Genomic DNA, 20,368 nt, shown 5'->3' with positions numbered 1-20,368 from the left:
CGGTGCGGCCGTGGCGGCAGGAGCGGCAGCGCCACCAGGACAGCATGCCGTTCGGCGCGCCGCCGCTGCCGCCGAACGACCCCGACGCGACGATGCTGATCCCGCGGATCAGCGGGGTGCAGGGCGGCAACCGCTGGCCGGTGGCCGACCCGGACGTGCTGCGGCCCTACGACGCGCTCGCGACGCGGATGATGCCGCGCATCTCGGCGTCGCCGTCGACCTCGTTCGGCGAGGGCCCGGGGCTGGACGCCACCGGCTTCCACGCGCCGGTCGAGGCGCCGGAGAAGCCGGCCGCGCCGTCGCTGGCGAAGTCCAGCAGCCGCATCGCGATCGCGTCCCTGATCAGCCGGATCACCGGGTTCCTCTGGAAGATCATGCTGGTCTGGGCCGTGGGCACCGGCGTGGTGAACGACTCGTTCAACATCGCCAACACGCTGCCCAACATCGTCTTCGAGCTGCTGCTCGGCGGCGTGCTGAGCAGTGTCGTGGTGCCGCTGCTGGTGCGGTCGCAGGACGACAAGGACGGCGGCCTGGCCTACACGCAGCGCATGCTGACCGTGGCGTTCGTGCTGCTGGTGATCGGCACGGTGGTCGCGGTGGCCGCCGCGCCGTGGCTGACCTCGCTCTACCTGGACGGCGAACCGGGCAAGACGAGTTCGGACCTGACCACCGCGTTCGCCAGGCTGCTGCTGCCGGAGATCCTGTTCTACGGCCTGTTCGCCCTGCTCTCGGCGGTCCTCAACGCGAAGCAGATCTTCGGGCCGCCGGCCTGGGCGCCGGTGGTGAACAACCTGGTCGTGATCTTCACGCTGGCCGTGTTCATGCTCACCCCCGGCGAGATCACGTTCAACCCCGTGGAGATGAGCCAGCCGAAGCTGCTGCTGCTGGGCATCGGCGTGACCATGGGCATCGTCGTGCAGGCGATCATGCTGGTGCCGCCGCTGCTGCGCAGCGGGTTCAGGTTCAAGTGGCGCTGGGGCATCGACAAGCGCATGAAGGAGTTCGGCGGCCTCGCGCTGTGGATCCTCGGCTACGTCGCGGTCAGCCAGATCGGCTTCACCGTCAACACCCGTGTGCTGACCAGCGGTGACCCGGGTGGTGTGACGATCTACTCGAACGCCTGGCTGCTGTTCCAGCTGCCCTACGGCGTCATCGGCGTCTCGCTGCTGACCGCGATCATGCCGCGGCTGTCGCGCAACGCCGCCGACGGCGACACCCGCAAGGTGGTCGCCGACCTGTCCTACGCCTCCCGCATCTCGACGGTGATGCTCGTGCCGATCGCCGCGGTGATGTCGGTGATCGGCACCTCGGTGGGTGTCGCGCTGTTCAGCGGCGGGGAGAACTCGACCGCGGAGGCGTCGCGGCTGGGCGAGGCGCTGGCCATCTCGGCGTTCGGCCTGCTGCCGTACGCGCTGGTGATGCTGCAGCTGCGGGTGTTCTACGCGATGAAGGACGCGCGCACGCCGACGCTGATCATGGTCGTGATGACCCTGGTCAAGATCCCGCTGCTGTACCTGTGCCCGGTGCTGCTGTCCGACCAGAACATCGTGCTGGGCGCGATGATGGTCAACTCGCTGACGTTCGTGGTCGGCGCGATCATGGGCCAGGTCTGGCTGTGGGTGAGCCTGGGCAACCTGCGCAGCAAGCGCGTGCTCGGCGTCATCCTGTTCACCGTCGTGGCGAGCGGGCTGGGTGTGCTGGCCGCGGTCGCGGCCGGCTGGGTGGTCCCGGACTTCGGCGAGCGGCTGACCGCGTGGATCAAGCTGATCCTGCAGGGCATCGTGGGTCTCGGTGTGTCGTTCGGCGTACTGGCGCTGCTCAGGGTGGACGAGCTGTCGCCGGCCACGAAGAGAATCACCCGATTGATCAAGCGCGGGTAACGAACCACTCACGGATAACCCTGTCTCACCCCGTGTGTTCACGTACCCTCGACCACAGGGCGCGGGAAAGAGAGCGTGGGGTGAACGAGAAGCGGAGCGAGCAGTCCGGTCCGATCCGGACGGGTGTCCGCGCGAGGGGAGGCTCCCTCGCGCCGGGCAGCGTGGTCGGAGACGGCCGGTACCGGTTGCTCGCCCAGTTCGGCATCGACGAGCGGGCGGGCGCCCACCTGTGGCGTGCGCGGGACGGCCAGCTGCGGCGGGACGTCGCTCTGACGCTGCTCGTCGGCGACCCCGCGGACGCCGAAGCCGCACGTCAGGCCCGCAAGACCCTCGAACGCGCCACGCACGCGGCCAAGTTCAACCACGAAGCGGTCGCCAGGGTGCTCGACGTGCTCACCCTCGGCAGCGGCATCACCTCCGGTGAAGGCCTGCTGGGCGTGGTGGTCACCGAGTGGACCAAGGGCACCGACCTGATCGACCTGGTCGCCGACCGCCCGGTCCAGCCCCTCGCCGCGGCCCGGATGGTCCAGCGGCTCGCCGAGGCCGTCGAGCGGGCCCACCACTCCGGTCTCGTGCTCGGCCTGGACCACCCGCAGCGCCTGCGCCTGACCACCGAGGGCTCGCTCCGCCTGGCGTTCCCCGGCCCGCTGCCGGACGCGACACTGCGCGACGACGTGAAGGCCATCGGCGGGATCCTGTACCTGCTGCTCACCGGCCGCTGGCCGCTGCCGGGCGGGCCGGCCGCGATCCCGGCCGCGCCGCACGCCCCGAACGGGCGGCTCGTGCCGCCACGCTCGCTGCAGCCGTCGGTGCCGCAGGAGCTGTCGTCGCTGGCGGTGCGCACGGTCGAGGACGGCGGCCCGGGCGGCATCCGTACCAGCGCGGCGATCGTGCGCGCGCTGGAGATGGCCGCCGAGGCCGAGGAGCGGACACAGCTGATCAAGGCCCAGATGGAGGCCGACGGCGACGGCACGATCTGGACGACGAAGAAGCCGGTCAAGGACCGCGCGCGGCGCCGCAAGCTGGCGCTCGGCGTCACCGTGCTGGTCGTCGCCGCGGTCGCGATCCTGGCCTGGCTCGGCATGCTGGCGATCAGCTTCTTCCAGGACGACCCCAGCTCGGGCGGCCCGCCGATCAACGTGGCCAACCCGACCCCGACGGCGTCCGCGTCGGCCCCGGTCAACCCGTCGCCGAACCCGCCGCCGTCGACCGGCGGGCAGGCGCAGATCGGCGCCGCGGTCGGCCCGGAGAGCGTCACGGTCTACAACCCGGACGGCAACGGCGACAACACCAGCCGGGCCCGCAACACCGTCGACGGCGACCCCACCACGATCTGGCGGACCGACCAGTACCGGCAGCAGTTCCCGGCCATCAAGGAGGGCGTCGGGCTGCTGGCGAGCTTCGACAAGCCGATCAACCTGGCGAAGATCACGGTGGCCGCGGACAGCCCGGGCACCTCGATCGAGGTCCGGCTGTCGGACTCGCGCAACCCGGAGCTGGCCGACACGCGGGTGATCGGCACGGCCACGTTGAACGGGCAGACCACCGACATCACCCTTCCGCAGCCCCAGCAGGCGCAGTACGTGATCATCTGGATCACTCAGCTGAGTGACACGGACAAGGGCTACCAGTCCCAGATAGGCGAATTGACCTTCCTCCCCGCCCAGTAGGGTGCTGCGGGTGACCGCAGCTGCACCAACGGACGCCGACCTCATCGCGGCGCACGCGTCGGGGGATCCGCACGCGTTCAGCGAACTGGTCCGGCGGCATCGGGACCGCATGTGGGCGGTGGCCCTGCGCACCCTGCGCGACCCCGAGGAAGCCGCCGACGCCCTGCAGGACGCCTTCATCTCCGCCTTCCGCGCCGCCGCGAACTTCCGGGCGGAATCCCAGGTCACGACCTGGTTGCACCGGATCGTGGTCAACGCCTGCCTGGACCGGGTCCGGCGCAGGCAGGCCCGTCCGACGGTGCCGCTGCCGGAGACCGGCGTGAACGAGCCGGCCACGCCGCGGGACTCGATGGCCGACCGGGAGACCCGGCTGGTCATCAAGGAGGCGCTGGCGCAGCTGCCGGAGGACCAGCGGATGCCGATCGTGCTGGTCGACGTCGAGGGATACTCGGTCAGCGAGACCGCGAAGATGCTCGGCATCGCGGAGGGCACGGTGAAGAGCCGGTGCGCCCGCGGCCGCGCCAAACTCGCCAAAGTTCTCGGTCATCTCCGGAACCCGGATGCATTAGCGAACGTCCCAACTCCCGAAAGCAAACGGGAGCGCGGCGGCCGGTCTGGGGCACAGCGCGAGAGGGAGGGACGATGACGGACGAGAGTCGGGGGATCGAGGCCGCCGGCCCGCCCTGGTCTGTCGACCTGCTCGCGGACCTGCACGCCGGCGTCCTGGACGACGACGAAGCCGCCCGCCTGTGGCCGCTGGTGCAGGCCGATCCCGAAGCACGCGCGATCATCGACGCCCTGGAGGCGACCACCGCCGACCTGGCGGACCTGAGCGCGGACGTCCCGCCGATGCCGGCCGAGTTCGCGGCCCGCCTGGACGCCGCGATCGCCGAGGAGTCCCGCCGCGCGTTCCCCCAGCAGCAGCAGCCCGGCGTGGCGCCGGTGGTGAGCCTGGACGCGGCCCGCCGTCGCCGCAACAAGCGCATCGGCTGGATCAGCGGGGTGGTGGCCGTGGCCGCCGCCGCGGTGGCCGCCGTCGCGATCGCCATCCCGGGCGGCACGTCGCCTTCCTCGGGCGGGAACGTCGCCGCGCCGCCGCCGGGCCAGAGCGCCCAGCAGCCGCCGCTGAACCTGCGCAGCGACCAGGCCGCGAGCGCGGTCGGCCAGATGCAGGGCACGTTCGACTACGGCCCGCTCGGCGGCGCTGACGCGCTGCAGAGGTGCCTGACCGCTGCCGGCTTCGCCGACACCGCCAAGCCGATCGGAGTCCGCCAGGGCTCGATCGACGGGCAGCCGGCCGTGCTGACCCTGCTGACCACCGGTCAGCTGGCGAAGTTCCGGCTGGTCGCGTTCGCCCCGACCTGCGGTTCGGACAACGCCGGGGTGCTCTTGGACAAGGTGATCGGGTAAGCGCGTTCCGCGACACGGGCGACGCGTGTCACGGCGGGAACACCTGACCCTACGATCGTGTTGAGCCTGGTACGCAGGTCACGACGAGCGGAGGTCTACGGGTGGCAGCGGAAAACGTTCGGAACCTCATCATCGTGGGGTCGGGTCCGGCCGGGTACACGGCCGCGGTGTACGCCGCGCGTGCCCAGCTCGAACCGCTGGTGTTCGAGGGTTCCCAGTTCGGCGGCGCGCTGATGACCACCACCGAGGTCGAGAACTACCCCGGCTTCCGGGACGGCATCCAGGGTCCCGACCTGATGGAGGAGATGCGCAAGCAGGCCGAGCGCTTCGGCGCCGAGCTGCGCGCCGAGGACGTGGAGAAGCTCGAGCTGGAGGGCGACGTCAAGTACGTCACCGCCCACGGCACGCGCTACGCGGCCAAGGCCGTCATCCTCGCCATGGGTTCGGCCGCTCGCTACCTCAACGTGCCCGGTGAGCAGGAGCTGCTCGGCCGCGGTGTCTCGGCGTGCGCGACCTGTGACGGCTTCTTCTTCCGCGACCAGGACATCGCCGTGCTCGGCGGTGGCGACTCCGCCATGGAGGAGGCCACCTTCCTGACCAAGTTCGCCCGGTCGGTGACGATCGTGCACCGGCGCGAGGAGTTCCGCGCCTCCAAGATCATGCTCGAGCGCGCCCGCGCGAACGAGAAGATCAAGTGGGCGCTGAACAAGCAGGTCGTCGAGGTGCAGGGGGACACCACCGTGTCCGGCCTGAGGCTCAAGGACACCGTCACCGGCGAGGAGTCGGTGCTCGACGTCACCGGCTTCTTCGTCGCGATCGGCCACGACCCGCGCAGCGATCTGGTCAAGGGCCAGGTCGAGCTGGACAGCGAAGGTTACGTCCTGACCAAGGGCCGCACCTCCTACACCAACCTGCCCGGCGTCTTCGCCGCTGGTGACCTGGTCGACCACACCTACCGGCAGGCCATCACCGCCGCGGGCTCGGGCTGCTCCGCGGCCATCGACGCCGAGCGCTGGCTGGCCGAGCACGCCGGCAACCCCGAAGCCGAGATCGCGCCCGAACTGGTGGGCGGCGGCTACGGCTCCACGAACTGAACTCCAAGCTCGTACCAAGTAGGGAGATGAAATGTCCGACACCGTCAAGGTGACCGATAAGTCCTTCGCCGACGACGTTCTGACCAGCGACAAGCCGGTCCTGGTCGACTTCTGGGCGACCTGGTGCGGGCCGTGCAAGATGGTCGCCCCGGTGCTCGAGGAGATCGCCGCCGAGCACAAGGACAAGCTGACCGTCGCGAAGCTGGACATCGACGAGAACCCGGGCACCGCCCGCGACTACCAGGTCATGTCGATCCCGACGCTGATCCTGTTCCAGGGCGGCAAGCCGGTGAAGCAGATCGTCGGCGCCAAGCCGAAGGCCGCGCTGCTGTCGGATCTGTCCGACGTTCTCGCCTGACGAAGGCAACCAGGACCCGGGGGTAAACGTCTTCTACGGACGGCCCCCGGGTTTTTCCATGCCACCCGCCCGGATGACGCACCGACCGGCCCTGCGCGGTCACGGAGAGTCCTCAGGGCAGAATGGGTACCCGAGGTTAGCCCGAGACTGTTTGTGCCGCATCGGTTTTTGATCGATGCCCAAGGAAAGAGCGAGGAGTGCATGCGGGTGCTCCGCCGCGGCGACGTCGGGGACGACGTCGCTGAGATCAGGTCGATGCTGGCCTCGATCGGTCTGCTCCGGCCGGATGCCGGCAACCTGTTCGACCACGAGGTCGAACGGGCCGTCCGCGGGTTCCAGCAGCGCCGAGGGCTGCTCATCGACGGCGTCGTCGGCCCGGCCACCTACCACGTGCTGCGCGGCGCGACCTTCCACCTTGGCAGCAGGCCGCTGGCCTACCTGATCTCCTCGCCGGTGCACGGCGACGACGTGTTCGCGCTGCAGGACCGGCTGACCGAGCTGGGCTACGACGCGGGCCGTCCGGACGGCATGTTCGGCCCGAAGACCGAGCACGCCCTGCGCAACTTCCAGCGCGACTACGGCCTGGTCATCGACGGCATCTGCGGCCCGGCGACCGTCCGCGCGCTGCGCCAGCTCTCCCCGCGCGCCCGCGGTGGCCGCCCGGTGCTGCTGCGTGAGCAGGAGCAGGTCCGCCAGTCCGGGCCGCGGCTGCGTGGCAAGCGGATCGTCATCGACCCCGGTCACGGCGGCGCCGACCCGGGGGTGGAGATCGGCGGCCTGCGTGAGGCCGACATCGTGTGGGACCTGGCGCGCCGTCTGGAAGGCCGGATGAAGGCCACCGGCATGGAGGCGCTGATCTCGCGTGGCCCGGACACCGGGCCCGCGGAGGCCGAGCGCGCCGCGTTCGCCAACAACGCGGGCGCCGACCTGTTCCTGTCGCTGCACTGCGACCGCAACTCCTCGCCGCACGCGCAGGGCGTCGCCTCGTTCCACTGGGGCAACGGCCTCGGCACCACGTCGACGGTGGGTGAGCTGCTGGCCGGCTACCTGCAGCGCGAGGTGGCCGCCCGCACCGGTCTGCTGGACTGCCGGACGCACGCCAAGACCTGGGACATCCTGCGGCTGACGCGGTGCCCGGCGGTGCGGATGGAGATCGGCTACCTGAGCAACCCGGGCGACCGGGCGAAGCTGTCCGACCCGGCGTTCCGCGACATCGTCGCCGAGGGCATCCTGATCGCCGTCAAGCGCCTGTACCTGCTCGGCGAGGGCGACCAGCCGACCGGCACGTTCACGTTCGCCGACGTGCTCGCTCACGAGCTCGCGAAGGCCGAATAAGCCCACTCGTTCACAGCAGTTGTCCACAGAAACCTGTGGACAACTGCTGCCTTGTGGACCGTTTCTGTGGATAACTCCGTCTACGCGCGGGCCGTGCTGGGTTCGGCGGTGGTGATGGTCACCTGGCCCAGGAGCCGCTCCAGCGCCGCTTCGACGTCTTCCTTCCAGGACAGCGCCGACCGGATCTCCAGGCGCAGCCTGGGCCACTTGGGGTGCGGGCGCACGGTCTTGAACCCGACCGCGGTGAGGAAGTCGGCCGGGACCACGCAGGTGTGCCCCAGCAGCTCGTTGTCGGCGTCGTCCGGGCTCGCGTCGCCGAACGCTTCGATCGCACGCACACCGCGGCGCGTCATGTCCTTGGCGACCGCCTGGACGAGGGTGCGGCCCAGCCCGCCGCCGCGGAACTCCGGCAGCACCTGGAAGCTCGTCAGCAGCACCGCGTCCGCGCTGGGCGGGGACGTGGGGAAGGCGACCGAGCGCGGCACCAGGTTCGGCGGGGCATAGAGGACGAACCCGACGGGCAGCGAGTCGCTGTAGATGATGCGGCCGCAGGAGCCCCACTCCAGCAGCACCGAGGAGACCCAGGCCTCCTTCTCGACCTCGGTCTGGCCGAACTCCTCCGCCTGCGCGCGCAGGTGCGGCGCGAGCTCCCAGTACACGCACCGGCGGCAGTTCTTGGGCAGGTGTTCCAGGTTGTCGAGGGTGACGCCCACGACTCGACGCGACACCTGATCCCCTCCCCGGATTTCGCGGCGGCCGGCCCGACGTGGAGCAGGGCGTGGCGCACCGCCACAGCCTGCTCGGCCGCATTCGAGGATAGGCGTCTGTGACTCACGCCGGAAGGCCGGGAATATCACAAGGACGAGTGGTTACACTCGGGAAACTGACCATTCGACAGAGCGAAGTGCGATGACTGCGAATCCACCCGAGCACACTGGCCGCCGAGACCTCGATCCCCACCTCGCCCGTTACGCCGCCCGCACGGCAGGCATGACGGCGTCGGAGATCCGAGCTCTCTTCGCGGTGGCCAGCCGCCCGGAGGTGGTTTCGCTCGCCGGCGGCATGCCGAACCTCGCCGCGCTCCCGCTGGACAGCCTCTCCGCGCAGGTGGGGGAGATCATCGCGGAGGACGGCCTGGTCGCGCTGCAGTACGGCTCCGCGCAGGGCGTGCCCGTGCTGCGCGAGCAGATCTGCGAGGTCATGGCGATGGAGGGCATCAACGCGCACTCCGACGACGTCGTCGTGACCGTCGGCTCCCAGATGGGCCTGGACATGGTCACCCGGCTGTTCTGCGACCCGGGCGACGTCGTGCTGGCCGAGGGGCCCTCCTACGTGGGCGCGCTGGGCTCGTTCGCCGCGTACCAGGCCAAGGTTGTGCACGTCGTGATGGACGACCAGGGGCTGGTGCCGGAGGCGCTGCGGGAGGCTCTCGCGGCCGCCGAGCGCGCCGGTCAGCGCGTCAAGTTCCTCTACACGATCCCGAACTTCCACAACCCGGCCGGCGTGACGCTCGCGGTCGAACGGCGCGCCGAGATCCTCGCCATCTGCCGGGCGCACGGCGTGCTGGTCGTCGAGGACAACCCGTACGGGCTGCTCGGCTTCGACGGCCAGACCTACCCGGCGCTGCGGTCGCTCGACCCGGACAACGTGGTGTACCTGGGCTCGTTCTCCAAGACGTTCGCGTCCGGCCTGCGGGTCGGCTGGGTGCTGGCGCCGCACGCGGTGCGGGAGAAGCTGGTGCTGGCCGCCGAGTCGGCCACGCTGTGCCCGCCGAGCCTCAACCAGATGATCGTGTCGCGGTACCTGGCCACGCACGACTGGAAGGGCCAGATCAAGACCTTCCGCGAGAACTACCGGGAGCGGCGGGACGCGATGCTCTCCGCCCTGGAGCAGCACCTGCCGTCCGGCTGCAGCTGGACGAACCCGGACGGCGGTTTCTACGTGTGGGTGACGGTGCCGGAGGGTGTCGACACCAAGGCGATGCTGCCGCGCGCCGTCACCGCCCGGGTCGCGTACGCGTCCGGCACCGGTTTCTACGCCGACGGTTTCGGCAGCAGGCAGATGCGGCTGTCGTACTGCTACCCGACGCCCGAGCGGATCAAGGAGGGCGTGCGGCGCCTGGCCGCGGTGCTCGAGTCCGAAATGGACCTGGTGCGCACGTTCGGTAACGTCAGCATGCGCGCGATCCCCGGCCCGGAGACGCCGTCGCCGGACACGGCCTGATCGCCGCTGCTGAGTCCTATTTAGACTGTTGATTGAGGAGAGTGCCGGCGTGGTTATGCCGACCGTCGCCGTTCTCGCGGGCGGGCTTTCGCATGAGCGCGATGTCTCGCTGCGGTCCGGCCGCAGGCTGTCCGCCGCGCTGCGGGAGCAGGGGCTGACCGTCGAGGAGTGGGACACCGACGCGGGCCTGCTCGACCGGTTGCGGTCCGAGCGGCCCGACGCGGCCGTCGTGGCGCTGCACGGTGGTCAGGGCGAGAACGGGTCGGTGCAGACCGTCCTGGAGATGCTGAAGGTGCCGTACGTGGGCACCAGCTCGCGCGGGTGCCGTCGGGCGTGGGACAAGCCGACCGCGAAGGCCGTGCTGTCCGCCGCCGGGTACGCGACGCCGGACTGGGTCGTGCTGCCGCACAGCACGTTCCGGGAGCTGGGCGCGCAGGGCGTGCTCGACGCGATCGTCGACCACCTGGGCCTGCCGCTGATCCTGAAGCCCGACCAGGGCGGGTCCGCACTGGGCGCCCAGGTCGTGCGGGACGCCGCCGAGCTGCCCGCCGCCATGGTCGGCTGCTTCGCGTACGGCGACACCGTGCTGGCGGAGCGGCTGGTCGAGGGCGTCGAGGTCGCGGTGGCGGTCGTCGAGCGGGACGGGGAGCCGGAGGCGCTGCCCGCCGTGGAGATCGTGCCGGAGAGCGGCGTCTACGACTACACCTCGCGCTACACCGCCGGGCTGACCGACTTCTTCGCGCCGGCCCGGCTGCCGGAGGAGTCCGCGAAGGCGGTCGGCGAGCTGGCTGTCGCCGCGCACAAGCTCCTCGGTCTGCGGGACATCTCCCGGACCGACGCGATCGTGACCGTCGACGGCGCCGTCCAGTTCCTCGAAGTGAACTCGTCGCCGGGCCTCACCGAGACGTCGACCGTGCCGATGGCGATCGAGACCGCGGGCACGTCGCTCGGCGCCGTGTTCGCCGATCTCGTCGCGCGGGCGATCCGCCGGTCCGCCTGACACGTCCCCCGAACCACTGAGGGCCACCTTCCCGAGCGGGAGGTGGCCCTCAGTGTTGTCAGATCAAATCATCACCGTGACGAAACGACCTGGTGTCATTCCTCATCGGTTTTGAGTGCCTGATTTGCCCGATTCGGGTCCATGATCGAGACGATTCGCTCCAGATCGTCGATCGAGCCGAACTCGACGACGATGCGTCCCTTCCGGCGGCCGAGGTCGACCTTGACGCGCGTGTCGAAGGTGTCCGACAGCCGGTTCGCCAGATCCTGGAGACCGGGCGCCTGCATCGCCTTGCGGGGAGCGGCTTTCGGCTTGGCCGGCGCCTCGCTCTTCTTGAGCGTCACCGCCTCCTCGGTCGCGCGGACCGAGAGCCCCTCGGCGACGATGCGCGTCGCGAGCTCCTCCTGCTGCTCCGGATCTTCGAGTGAGAGCAGCGCCCGGGCGTGCCCGGCGGAGAGGACCCCGGCCGCGACGCGGCGCTGCACGGGGAGGGGGAGTTTGAGCAGCCGGATGGTGTTGGTGATGACCGGGCGGCTGCGGCCGATGCGGGAGGCGAGCTCCTCGTGCGTCACCTCGAACTCGTCGAGCAGCTGCTGGTAGGCGGCCGCCTCTTCGAGCGGGTTCAGCTGGACGCGGTGGATGTTCTCCAGGAGGGCGTCCCGGAGCATCGCTTCGTCGGCGGTCTGCCGGACGATGGCCGGGATGTTCTCCAGCTCGGCCCGCTGCGACGCGCGCAGACGGCGCTCGCCCATGACGAGCTCGTACTCGCCGCCGCCGAGTTCGCGGACGACGATCGGCTGCATGAGGCCGAACTCGCGGATCGAGTGTTCCAGCTCCGCAAGGGCGTCCTCGTCGAAGACCTGCCGCGGCTGCTTCGGGTTGGGCTTGACCGAGCTCGTCGGGATCTCGCGGTAGACGGCGCCGGCCACCTCACCGCTGGGCACGACCTCGCTGTTGGCTGCGAACCAGTCCTTGTCGCCGTTGCGGGACGGCGCCTCCGGGCGAGCCGGCGCGCTGGGGGTGTTCTCGCCTGCGGGCGGTCCGGTCGGGATCAGCGCGGCCAGGCCGCGCCCCAGGCCACCCCTGCGTTCGGTCATAACGTGCCCCTCCTCGATCCGTTGCTGCTGCCACGCTCCGCGAGTTCGCGAGCCGCATCGACATAGCTCATCGCGCCCCGCGAACCCGGGTCGTACGCCAGCACGGTCTGGCCGTAGCTGGGCGCCTCGGACACCTTCACGTTGCGGGGGATGACGGTCTTGAGGACGACGTCGCCGAAGTGGTCGCGCACCTCGGCGGTCACCTGGTCGGCCAGCTTGGTGCGGCCGTCGTACATGGTGAGGAGGATCGTCGAGACGGAGAGGCCGGGGTTGAGGTGCTTCTGCACCAGCTCGATGTTGCTGAGGAGCTGCCCGAGGCCTTCGAGTGCGTAGTACTCGCACTGGATCGGGATGAGCACCTCGCGTGCGGCGACCATGGCGTTGACGGTGAGGAGGCCGAGCGAGGGCGGGCAGTCGATGAAGACGTAGTCGACGCCGAGCTGGTCGACGACCTCGCCGGTGAGCGCCTCCTTCAGCCGCGATTCACGGGAGGGCATCTCGACGAGCTCGATCTCCGCGCCGGCGAGGTCGATCGTCGCGGGGACACAGAACAAGTTGGGGGACTGCTCGCTGACGGCCATCGCCTCGCCCAGGGGGAGGTCGCCGAGGAGGACGTCGTAGATGGAGGGGGTGCCGGAGCGGTGGTCCACGTTGAGCGCGGTGCTGGCGTTGCCCTGCGGATCGAGGTCGATGACGAGGGTCTTGAGGCCGTGCACCGCGAGGGCCGCGGCGAGGTTGACGGCGCTGGTCGTCTTGCCGACGCCGCCCTTCTGGTTGGCGACGGTCAGCACACGGCGCTGATCAGGCCGGGGGAGGGAGTTGGGTTCCGGGTGCAGCACGCGGGCGGCGCGCTCGGCTTCTTCGGCAATGGGGGTCCAGTCTGACGCAGGCGGGGTCACCGGCCGAGCCACCTTTCCGCAATCGACACTGTTGGTTTCACGTGGAACATGGGTCGCATCATGCTGATCTGGCCTCCACAAGCCATCCAGTACGCCATCCTGTCATCCCGCACGGCGCGGGCGACGGGCACTTCGTACGCGCTCCACCCGCACCACGGTCGTCGGCGTTTCGAGCACGCCGACCCCGCACTCAGAGACCGTTGGAGCACCCCCACCGACGCGGGCGACCGCCTTCGCGTCACGGGCAACTTCGTCCCGGGCACTAGCTCCCTTGACTGCGAGCATCATGCCACCCTCCCGGACGAGGGGGAGGCACCAGCCCGCCAAACGCGCGAGGGGAGCGACGGCCCGCGACGTGACGACATCCGCGGTCCCGACTCGCTCCCGGAGCGCCTTCTCTTCAGCCCGGCCGCGCACGACGGTGACGTCCAGTTTGATGGTCTCGGCGACTTCGTTCAACCAGTCCGCCCGACGAGCCATGGGCTCCACGAGAACGACATCGAGATCCGGCCGCGCGATGGCGAGCGGCACTCCGGGAAAGCCGGCGCCGGACCCGACATCGATCACCCGGGCGCCATCCGCGATCCGCTCACCGACGACGGCGGAGTTGAGGAGGTGCCGATCCCAGAGCCGCTCCACCTCACGCGGCCCGATCAACCCCCGCTCGACGCCGAACCGCTCGAGCATCTCAGCGAAGGCGACGGCCTGATCGAGCCCATCGCCGAACACTCGCCCAGCCACCTCGGGCACCGGCACCACTAGCACTCCTCGGGTTTCACGTGAAACGACCAACGCCCCCGATTCTCCACGACGCGAACATCATCGCGGGGAGGCGGACCGCAACTGTGGACGGTTTCACGTGAAACGGGTCGGGAAGCGGCAGTCGCCGGTTCCACGTGAAACCGAAAGCCACGTGCCCCTCGCCGCGCGACGGCCGACGGCAGCCAATCCTTCTCGCGGTTGCCTTGCCCTCCACGACCGGACGCCGCAGCGGCGCCACCACCGGGCGCCCGCGGTAGCGGAGGCCCATCTCGGCTGCCCCGGGCCTGCGCCCGATCAGCCGACGCGTCAGCCGGGCGATCCCGGCCACTCTTCCGCTCGAACGGGCTCATCGGCTGCAGCCGCACCTTCTCACCCGTCGCCTTGTCGTCCACGACGACGCCCGGCCGCACCTCCACCACCGCGAGGCGGCCGCGGCAGCGGAGGCCGATCCCGGCTGCCCCGGTCTGCGCCCGATCAGCCGACGCGTCAGCCGGACGATCCCGAGCACTCATCGCGCCCCTGCCGAACGGCCGAGCGACTGCTCAAACCGTGGGCATAAAAGAAGGCGGCCCACCGGGGTAGGCCGCCTTCCGGAATCAGAACGCTTACGCGTCCGGCATCACAACCACGCGCCGCTTGGGCTCTTCGCCCTCGCTCTCACTCTTGACGCCACCCACGGCCGCCACCGCGTCGTGCACGACCTTCCGCTCGAACGGGCTCATCGGCTGCAGCCGAACCTTCTCACCCGTCGCCTTGTCGTCCACGACGACGCCCGGCCGCACCTCCACCACCGCGAGGCAGCCGCGGCAGCGGAGGCCAATCGCAGCTGCCCCGGTCTGCGCCCGATCAGCCGACGCGTGAGCCGGACGATCCCGAGCACTCTTCGCGCCCCCGCCGAACGACCGAGCCACCGCTCAAACCGTGCGCATAAGAAAGGCGGCCCACCGGAGTGGGCCGCCTTCCGGAATCAGAACGCTTACGCGTCCGGCATCACAACCACGCGCCGCTTGGGCTCTTCGCCCTCGCTCTCACTCTTGACGCCACCCACGGCCGCCACCGCGTCGTGCACGACCTTCCGCTCGAACGGGCTCATCGGCTGCAGCCGAACCTTCTCACCCGTCGCCTTGACCGTCTCGGCCGTCGTGCGGCCCAGCTCCGTCAGCTCGGCGCGGCGGCCGGCCCGCCAGCCGGCGATGTCGAGCATCAGCCGGCTCCGGGTGCCGGTCTCCTGCTGCACCGCGAGCCGCGTCAGTTCCTGCAGCGCCTCGAGCACCTGGCCGCGTCCACCGACCAGCTTCTCCAGGTCGTCACCGCCGTCGATGCTCACGATCGCGCGGCCACTCTCCACGTCGAGGTCGATGTCCCCGTCGTAGTCGAGCAGGTCCAGCAACCGCTCCAGGTAGTCGCCCGCGATGTCGCCCTCGCGGACCAGCAGGTCCTCCGTCGACGAACCCGTCGCCTCCGCAGCGGGCGCCTCGTCGTCAGCGTCGATCGCTTCGACCGTCTCCGCCATCGTCATCTCCTTTCACCGGGCTCCAGCGCTCAGCGGCGCTTCTGCCCCGAGCCCTTCTGTCCTGAGTTCTTGCCGCCCTGCGAAGGCTTCTTGCGCTTCTGCGCCGAGCCGTTCTGCGGGCGCTGCCCCTGCTGCGGGAAGCGGTGCGGGGAGCCGGCCTTCGACCCCGGCTTCTGCCCGCTCGCCTTGCCGTCGGCAGCCGGCTTGTCGGCCGCACCGTCACCGTCGTCCGTCTTCTTCGGCTGCACCGGCTTCTGGCCCGGCTTCGGCTTCGCACCCGGGCGCGGCGCCAGCGAGTTGCGCTTCTCGGCCGCCTCGGCCTTCTTCTGCGCCTCTTCCTTGTCGATGCGCGTGTAGACCAGGCGCTGCTGCATCAGGGTCCAGCCGTTGTTCGCCAGCCAGTAGACGAGCAGACCGATCGGGAAGAACGCACCGAACACGAGCACACCGAGCGGGAAGATGTACATCGTCAGCCGCTGCATCATCTGCGTCTGCGGCGTGATCGCCTCGGGGTTCAGGTTCTGCCGCTGCGCCGAGTGCCGCGCCGTGAGGTGGGTCAGGATCGCCGCGAGGATCATCAGCGGGATCGCGACCGGCGCCACGTTCCAGTGCCAGCCACCGCCCATCCCGCCGAGCATCGTGGTGTGGTGGATCGCGTCGCCGATGTTGACGCCGAACAGCTTCGCGTTGTTGTAGGACTCGACACCCGCCTGATCGAAGAAGTAGTTCTCCGTCTTCGGCTGGCCGGGGTTCGGGTTGTAGCTGAACGCGCGCAGCACCCAGTTCAGACCGATGAACACCGGGATCTGCAGCAGCATCGGCAGACAGCTGCCCAGCGGGTTGACACCGTGCTCCTTTTGGAGCTTCTGCATCTCCGCGGCCTGGCGCTGCCGGTCGTTCGCGTACTTCTTCTGAATCTTCTTCAGTTCCGGCGCGAACTCCTGCATCTTCTTCATCGACCGGACCTGGTTCACGAACGGCTTGAACATGATGCCGCGAACCGTGAAGGTCAGGAAGATGATCGCCAGGAGCCAGGTGATCGCGTTGTCGGCCCCGAAGACGAACCCGAAGACCTTGTGCCAACACCACAGGATGAAGGACACGGGGTAGTAGATGAAGTCGAGCACTGAGCTACTCCTCGGTTGACAAACCAGGTCTCTGGTGGCGCCACGAGAACACCTCAGGCACCGGATCGCGGCCGGGCATCGTCCACGGGCCGCAGCGCAGCAGCCTGCGGAGGGCGAGGTAGCTGCCCTTCGCGGCGCCGAAACGGGTCAGGGCCTCGACCGCGTACGTGCTGCAGCTGGGGTAGAAGCGGCAGCTCGGCGGGAGGTAGGGCGAGATGAAACGGCGGTAGAACCGCAGCGGGAGCAACAGTACCTGGGCGATCGGCCCAGGGCGCTCGACCTTCTGCGGTGCATCGGTGCTGGCGTCATTCACCGGCGTGGCCCCTCGTGTCCGCGGCCGTGTCCGGCCGGGGTGTCGCCGGGCCGTCGGACGGGCGGCCCGGGAGCAGGCTCAGCCGTTTCAGCGCCGCGTCCAGATCGGCACCGAGTTCGGCACTGGACGCGGTGGCCGCCGGCGGCAGGGCCCTCACGACCAACGAACTGCCGGGCGGCACGGTTCCAAGGCGCTGCATGACGAGATGCCGCAGGCGCCGGGTCACGCGGTGGCGGACCACCGAGTTGCCCACGGCCTTGCTCACCACAAAACCCGCCCGCGGCGTTCCCGCGGACGGGTCGGTGGACTGAACCGCGTGCACCACGAGGCGGCGCCGACCTGCCCGAGCACCCCTGCGCATGACGTCGCGGAAGTCCTCACTGCGCCGCAACCGGGCGGCACGGGGCAGCACGTCGCGCCTCGGAACGGCGCTATCAGGCGGACAGCTTCTCGCGGCCCTTGCGACGGCGGGCCGACAGGATCGCGCGACCGGCGCGGGTGCGCATCCGCAGCCGGAAGCCGTGGGTCCGGGCGCGTCGACGGTTGTTCGGCTGGAAGGTGCGCTTACCCTTGCTCACTGCTTACTCCTGGTCTCGACATACTCGGCGGCAAGCTGGAGCCACCGATCAGCTCGGGGGTGTCTCGAATCGCGCGCATGCGAACAAACCCGTCGCGCGCGGGAGACCTATCGAGAGTACGCACCCCGCTCACCGGCCCGGCAACCGGCCCCCACAACCACAGTGGGGGACCGAGTGGCGACGCCGCGTGAGGCATGCCATCCTGACCTCCACAGTGCCTTGTGGCACGGCACGGGCCTTTGTTAGCGTGTCTCCTCTTGGGTCACCCGTTCGAGGTGCTCGGCGCCGCCGTAAGAAGGTGTGGAGGCTCTGGCTGGCGTAGGTTCGCACCCGCAGGTGGAGTGACTGCGGGCCGCCGTACATTAGTGCACAGTTGTGGACAACTCTGTGGATACTTGCTGCGCGCGGTGACCAGGGGGCTGCGAGGTGCCGCTCGTGTGAGTGAGCCAGGCGCCCGGCTCGGGTGTTCTTCGAGGTCGGTGGGGTCGTCCGGGGTGACGAGGGGAGGGGACGAAGTCGGTGTCCGAGCACCAGTTGAATCTGGGCGTGGTCTGGGACCAGGTGGTCCGGGAGCTGTCGGACGGCACGCTTTCGCCTCAGCAGCGGGCCTGGATGCGAGTCACCCGCCCGATCGGCCTGCTCGACGGCACGGCTCTGCTCGCCGCTCCGAGCGACTTCGCGAAGGAAGCGATCGAGCGCGCCCTGCGGGACCCGATCACGCACGCGCTCTCGCGCCGGCTCGGCCGTCCCGTCTCGCTGGCCGTGAAGGTCGACACCGCCGAGGTGACCCCGCCCCCGCCACCACCGCCCGCCCCGTACCCGTCACCCACCAGGGTGGAAACGGCGCCCGTCGCCGCGGCCGAGGCTCCGGTGATGCCCCCGAAGATGCCGCCGCTCGACGACGGCATGCTCCCGCCGCTGCGGCGGGTCCGCGCGCACCCGCCGGAACCGGTGAAGGCCGTCCTGCCCGAGGACGACGGTGACGAGGAAGTCGACGAAGAGGGCGAGGCGCTGGCCGCCGCGCACGAGATCTGGCCGATGTTCTCCGGCCAGCCCAGCGCGGGCCAGCCCTACACCGCGCCGGCCCAGCCGGAGACGTCGAAGACCCGGCTCAACGAGAAGTACACGTTCGACACGTTCGTCATCGGCGCGTCCAACCGCTTCGCGCACGCGGCCGCGTTCGCCGTCGCCGAGGCGCCGTCCCGCGCGTACAACCCGCTGTTCATCTGGGGCGAGTCGGGGCTGGGCAAGACGCACCTGCTGCACGCCGTCGGGCACTACGCGCAGCGCCTCTTCCCCGGCATGCGTGTGCGCTACGTCTCGACCGAAGAGTTCACCAACGACTTCATCAACTCGCTGCGCGACGACCGGAAGGTGGCGTTCCAGCGCCGCTACCGGGACATCGACATCCTGCTCGTCGACGACATCCAGTTCCTGGAAGGCAAGGAAGGTACTCAGGAGGAGTTCTTCCACACCTTCAACACGCTGCACAACTCGAACAAGCAGATCGTGGTGTCCTCGGACCGGCCGCCGAAGCGGCTGGAGACCCTGGAGGACCGGCTGCGCACGCGGTTCGAGTGGGGCCTCATCACCGACATCCAGCCGCCCGAACTGGAGACGCGCATCGCGATCCTCCGCAAGAAGGCGGCGCAGGACCGCCTGGCCGTGCCAGGTGACGTGCTCGAGTTCATCGCCTCGCGGGTGGAGGCGAACATCCGCGAACTGGAGGGCGCGCTCATCCGCGTCACCGCGTTCGCGTCGCTGAACCAGCAACCCGTGGACGTCGGTCTCGCGGAGATCGTGCTGCGCGACCTGATCCCGGACTCGCAGGCGCCGGAGATCAGCGCGCCGACGATCATGGCCACCACGGCCGAGTTCTTCGACGTGACGGTCGACGACCTGTGCGGCCCCGGCAAGACGAAAGCGCTTGCCACGGCGCGGCAGATCGCGATGTACCTGTGCCGTGAGCTGACGGACATGTCGCTGCCGAAGATCGGGCAGACGTTCGGCGGCCGCGACCACACGACCGTCATGCACGCGGACAAGAAGATCCGCAAGGAGATGGCCGAACGCAGGCGGATCTACGACCAGGTGCAGGAACTCACCGCGCGCATCAAACAGCGCGCCCGTCAGTAGCCCGCTCCGCGCACACCGCTTCGATCGCCGCGACCGCGCGGGCGATCGGCCACTGCTCCTCGCTCCCGCGCCGGACGCAGCCGACGATGCGCCTCGACGGACGCGGGTTGCCGCGCAACGGAATCCGCACCACCTCGTGCTGCGGCGGCAGGGGAGCGAGCCGCGGCACGAGGCACACCCCGAGCCCGGCGGCGACGAGCGCGGACACCGCGAACCACTCCTTGGCTTCGTGCGCGATGCGCGGCGTGAAACCGGCAGCGGCGCAAGCGACCTGCAGGAGCGCGTACGTGTCGTTGTGGCGCGGCTTCACGATCCACGGTTCACGCGCGGCGTCGGCGAGTTCCACCGCGTCCTGCCGCGTCAGCGGATGTCCTGCGGCGACGAGAAGATCCTGCGGGTCGTCGAGGAGCGGCCACTGCGTGAAGCGGGGGTCGTCGACGGGCGGCGCTTCGGGCGTGGGCAGCACGACGGCGATGTCGGCCGCCTCGGCGAGCAACAGCTCGTAGCAGTCAGCGCTTTCCTCTTCTATTACGCGCGCAGTCAGCCGCGGGTGCTCCTGCCGCAGGCGAGTGACCGCCGGACCGAGCAACGCGGCGACCGTCGAGGAGACGCCGCACATGCGCACGGCGCCGGCCTCTTCCCCGGCGGTCAGGTCGGCCCGCGCTCGTTCCCATTGCGCGAACAGCGAATCCGCGTGTTCGAGCAACACGACCGCGGCAGGGGTCAACCGGACGCGGCGCCCGTCGCGGCGCAGCAGTTCGACGCCGACCTCCTTGGCGAGCAACCGGAGTTGCTGCGAGACCGCCGACGGGGTCAGGTGCAGCGCCTCCGCGGCGGCCGTGACGGTGCCGTGCTCGGCCAGTACCCGGAGGACGCTCAGGCGCCGGAGGTCGATCATGTAGTGGAGGCTAAAGAGTTCCGTGCGTGAAGTCTCGATGGAACTCCGGCGGCTCCGCGCCAAGACTCGGAACAC

General features: G+C 70.0%; 20 protein-coding genes and 1 pseudogene. 10 read left to right on the top strand and 11 right to left on the bottom strand.

Annotation, left to right across the window (positions count from 1 at the left end):
* Positions 1 to 44: 44 nt before the first annotated feature.
* The 7 genes from murJ to AMYTH_RS0128960 all read left to right on the top strand — a co-directional run bounded on the left by murJ (position 45) and on the right by AMYTH_RS0128960 (position 7,747).
* Positions 45 to 1,880: a murein biosynthesis integral membrane protein MurJ gene (murJ, locus tag AMYTH_RS0128990; RefSeq protein WP_017985929.1), complete on the top strand. Its 1,836-nt coding sequence runs from the start codon at positions 45 to 47 to the stop codon at positions 1,878 to 1,880.
* A gap of 80 nt (positions 1,881 to 1,960) precedes the next feature.
* Positions 1,961 to 3,550 carry a protein kinase family protein gene (locus AMYTH_RS0128985; protein WP_027933196.1) on the top strand — a complete coding sequence of 530 codons (1,590 nt, stop codon included), beginning with the start codon at positions 1,961 to 1,963 and terminating at the stop codon, positions 3,548 to 3,550.
* 10 nt (positions 3,551 to 3,560) lie between these two features.
* A complete protein-coding gene (gene sigM / locus AMYTH_RS0128980; protein ID WP_027933195.1) occupies positions 3,561 to 4,196 on the top strand; it encodes an RNA polymerase sigma factor SigM in 636 nt (211 codons plus the stop codon).
* Positions 4,193 to 4,960, top strand: coding sequence for an anti-sigma factor family protein (locus AMYTH_RS0128975; protein ID WP_027933194.1), 768 nt, complete (start codon positions 4,193 to 4,195; stop codon positions 4,958 to 4,960). The genes sigM and AMYTH_RS0128975 overlap by 4 nt, the downstream gene beginning before the upstream one ends.
* Positions 4,961 to 5,061: 101 nt before the next feature.
* Positions 5,062 to 6,054 (top strand): thioredoxin-disulfide reductase, encoded by a 993-nt coding sequence (trxB, locus tag AMYTH_RS0128970; protein WP_027933193.1) that lies wholly within the window; start codon positions 5,062 to 5,064, stop codon positions 6,052 to 6,054.
* A gap of 31 nt (positions 6,055 to 6,085) precedes the next feature.
* Entirely contained in the window at positions 6,086 to 6,412 is a 327-nt protein-coding gene (gene trxA, locus AMYTH_RS0128965) for a thioredoxin (protein WP_017985934.1), read from the top strand.
* Positions 6,413 to 6,613: 201 nt separating this feature from the next.
* Entirely contained in the window at positions 6,614 to 7,747 is a 1,134-nt protein-coding gene (locus AMYTH_RS0128960; protein ID WP_020416221.1) for an N-acetylmuramoyl-L-alanine amidase, read from the top strand.
* A gap of 80 nt (positions 7,748 to 7,827) precedes the next feature.
* Here AMYTH_RS0128960 and AMYTH_RS0128955 read toward each other — a convergent pair whose 3' ends face one another.
* Positions 7,828 to 8,475, bottom strand: a complete 648-nt coding sequence (locus AMYTH_RS0128955) for a GNAT family N-acetyltransferase (protein ID WP_027933192.1) — start codon at positions 8,473 to 8,475, stop codon at positions 7,828 to 7,830.
* 181 nt (positions 8,476 to 8,656) lie between these two features.
* On the opposite strand from AMYTH_RS0128955, the gene AMYTH_RS0128950 reads away from it, so the two are divergent.
* Both AMYTH_RS0128950 and AMYTH_RS0128945 read left to right on the top strand, forming a co-directional pair.
* Positions 8,657 to 9,970: an aminotransferase-like domain-containing protein gene (locus tag AMYTH_RS0128950; RefSeq protein ID WP_027933191.1), complete on the top strand. Its 1,314-nt coding sequence runs from the start codon at positions 8,657 to 8,659 to the stop codon at positions 9,968 to 9,970.
* Between the two features lie 49 nt (positions 9,971 to 10,019).
* Complete coding sequence (locus AMYTH_RS0128945; RefSeq protein ID WP_027933190.1) at positions 10,020 to 10,970, top strand: D-alanine--D-alanine ligase family protein; 951 nt, start codon at positions 10,020 to 10,022, stop codon at positions 10,968 to 10,970.
* 95 nt (positions 10,971 to 11,065) lie between these two features.
* Here AMYTH_RS0128945 and AMYTH_RS0128940 read toward each other — a convergent pair whose 3' ends face one another.
* From AMYTH_RS0128940 to rpmH, 9 genes and pseudogenes are all read right to left on the bottom strand, one after another.
* Positions 11,066 to 12,067 (bottom strand): ParB/RepB/Spo0J family partition protein, encoded by a 1,002-nt coding sequence (locus tag AMYTH_RS0128940; protein ID WP_027933189.1) that lies wholly within the window; start codon positions 12,065 to 12,067, stop codon positions 11,066 to 11,068.
* Positions 12,064 to 12,966 (bottom strand): ParA family protein, encoded by a 903-nt coding sequence (locus AMYTH_RS0128935; protein WP_084022702.1) that lies wholly within the window; start codon positions 12,964 to 12,966, stop codon positions 12,064 to 12,066. Before AMYTH_RS0128935 ends, AMYTH_RS0128940 begins: the two co-directional genes overlap by 4 nt.
* 102 nt (positions 12,967 to 13,068) lie before the next feature.
* Positions 13,069 to 13,725: a 16S rRNA (guanine(527)-N(7))-methyltransferase RsmG gene (gene rsmG / locus AMYTH_RS0128925; protein ID WP_027933187.1), complete on the bottom strand. Its 657-nt coding sequence runs from the start codon at positions 13,723 to 13,725 to the stop codon at positions 13,069 to 13,071.
* A gap of 608 nt (positions 13,726 to 14,333) precedes the next feature.
* Positions 14,334 to 14,480: pseudogene (locus AMYTH_RS0128920) on the bottom strand (R3H domain-containing nucleic acid-binding protein); the annotation flags it as partial.
* Positions 14,481 to 14,704: 224 nt separating this feature from the next.
* On the bottom strand, positions 14,705 to 15,241 hold the full coding sequence (locus AMYTH_RS0128915; RefSeq protein ID WP_017985942.1) for a Jag family protein: 537 nt from the start codon (positions 15,239 to 15,241) through the stop codon (positions 14,705 to 14,707).
* A 29-nt stretch (positions 15,242 to 15,270) separates the two neighbouring features.
* Positions 15,271 to 16,368 carry a membrane protein insertase YidC gene (gene yidC, locus AMYTH_RS0128910; protein ID WP_027933185.1) on the bottom strand — a complete coding sequence of 366 codons (1,098 nt, stop codon included), beginning with the start codon at positions 16,366 to 16,368 and terminating at the stop codon, positions 15,271 to 15,273.
* 4 nt (positions 16,369 to 16,372) lie between these two features.
* Positions 16,373 to 16,681, bottom strand: coding sequence for a membrane protein insertion efficiency factor YidD (yidD, locus tag AMYTH_RS0128905; protein ID WP_017985944.1), 309 nt, complete (start codon positions 16,679 to 16,681; stop codon positions 16,373 to 16,375).
* Positions 16,674 to 17,093 carry a ribonuclease P protein component gene (rnpA, locus tag AMYTH_RS0128900; RefSeq protein ID WP_084022701.1) on the bottom strand — a complete coding sequence of 140 codons (420 nt, stop codon included), beginning with the start codon at positions 17,091 to 17,093 and terminating at the stop codon, positions 16,674 to 16,676. The genes yidD and rnpA overlap by 8 nt, the downstream gene beginning before the upstream one ends.
* Before the next feature lie 22 nt (positions 17,094 to 17,115).
* On the bottom strand, positions 17,116 to 17,259 hold the full coding sequence (gene rpmH, locus AMYTH_RS0128895) for a 50S ribosomal protein L34 (RefSeq protein ID WP_017985946.1): 144 nt from the start codon (positions 17,257 to 17,259) through the stop codon (positions 17,116 to 17,118).
* Positions 17,260 to 17,778: 519 nt separating this feature from the next.
* On the opposite strand from rpmH, the gene dnaA reads away from it, so the two are divergent.
* Positions 17,779 to 19,395, top strand: coding sequence for a chromosomal replication initiator protein DnaA (gene dnaA, locus AMYTH_RS0128890; protein WP_027933183.1), 1,617 nt, complete (start codon positions 17,779 to 17,781; stop codon positions 19,393 to 19,395).
* On the opposite strand, the gene AMYTH_RS0128885 is transcribed toward dnaA, so the two are convergent.
* Positions 19,373 to 20,293, bottom strand: a complete 921-nt coding sequence (locus AMYTH_RS0128885) for a LysR family transcriptional regulator (RefSeq protein WP_027933182.1) — start codon at positions 20,291 to 20,293, stop codon at positions 19,373 to 19,375. The genes dnaA and AMYTH_RS0128885 overlap by 23 nt on opposite strands.
* Between the last annotated feature and the right edge of the window lie 75 nt (positions 20,294 to 20,368).

It is taken from the genome of Amycolatopsis thermoflava N1165 (genome assembly GCF_000473265.1).
Lineage (GTDB): Bacteria > Actinomycetota > Actinomycetes > Mycobacteriales > Pseudonocardiaceae > Amycolatopsis_E > Amycolatopsis_E thermoflava.
The sequence above is the reverse complement of the archived record's forward strand: the minus strand, read 5'-3'. Positions and strand labels throughout refer to the sequence as shown.

Excerpts from the sequence above, each read along its gene's own strand:
- murJ (WP_017985929.1), top strand. The coding sequence starts at position 45 with ATGCCGTTCGGCGCGCCGCCGCTGCCGCCGAACGACCCCGACGCGACG.
- AMYTH_RS0128975 (WP_027933194.1), top strand. The coding sequence starts at position 4,193 with ATGACGGACGAGAGTCGGGGGATCGAGGCCGCCGGCCCGCCCTGGTCT.
- trxA (WP_017985934.1), top strand. The coding sequence starts at position 6,086 with ATGTCCGACACCGTCAAGGTGACCGATAAGTCCTTCGCCGACGACGTT.
- AMYTH_RS0128960 (WP_020416221.1), top strand. The coding sequence starts at position 6,614 with ATGCGGGTGCTCCGCCGCGGCGACGTCGGGGACGACGTCGCTGAGATC.
- AMYTH_RS0128950 (WP_027933191.1), top strand. The coding sequence starts at position 8,657 with ATGACTGCGAATCCACCCGAGCACACTGGCCGCCGAGACCTCGATCCC.
- AMYTH_RS0128940 (WP_027933189.1), bottom strand. The coding sequence starts at position 12,067 with ATGACCGAACGCAGGGGTGGCCTGGGGCGCGGCCTGGCCGCGCTGATC.
- AMYTH_RS0128915 (WP_017985942.1), bottom strand. The coding sequence starts at position 15,241 with ATGGCGGAGACGGTCGAAGCGATCGACGCTGACGACGAGGCGCCCGCT.
- AMYTH_RS0128885 (WP_027933182.1), bottom strand. The coding sequence starts at position 20,293 with ATGATCGACCTCCGGCGCCTGAGCGTCCTCCGGGTACTGGCCGAGCAC.